Annotated in this window: 1 pseudogene; it reads right to left on the bottom strand. The window is 45.7% G+C overall.

The features are described from left to right. Positions 1 to 543 (bottom strand): annotated as a pseudogene (locus R7Q46_RS29660) (PHP domain-containing protein); the annotation flags it as partial.

Genomic DNA, 543 nt, shown 5'->3' with positions numbered 1-543 from the left:
CGCTTAATCCACTTTGCTGTCAACTGATATCTGCCCGGATGCGCCAATACCGCTTTACCACCAGCGGCATGAATAGCATCGACAGCCTCTTTCATTGAACACCAATTTGGCGGTACATAACCCGGGTTATTGCGAGTGAGATACTTTTTGAACACCATTTGCATGGTTTTCGCATAACCATTATCAACTAACCACTTAGCAAAGTGAGCTCGGGTAATCGGCGCGTCACCAGCCAGTTGCTGAACTTCTTCTAACACCCCTTCACGAGTGGCCTTTTGCAGACGAGAAGCGATCAGCTCAGAACGAGCCACACGATGTTGCTTTTGTTGCTCAATCAATGCCGCTAATGCAGGATTTTCAGGATCAATATTCAAACCAACGATATGGATATCTTTATTCTGCCAAACGGTTGATATTTCAATACCGTTAATGATTTTTATCGGCAAGTCGTTCTCTTCAACGTATTGCTTGGCACGCGCTAAACCGTCAACCGTGTCGTGATCTGTAATCGCCAAAACCTCGATATCAAAACCCAGTGCCCTA

The organism is Vibrio sp. 811 (assembly GCF_033339195.1).
Note: the sequence above shows the minus strand (reverse complement) of the source record. Positions and strands in the feature narration are given on the sequence as shown.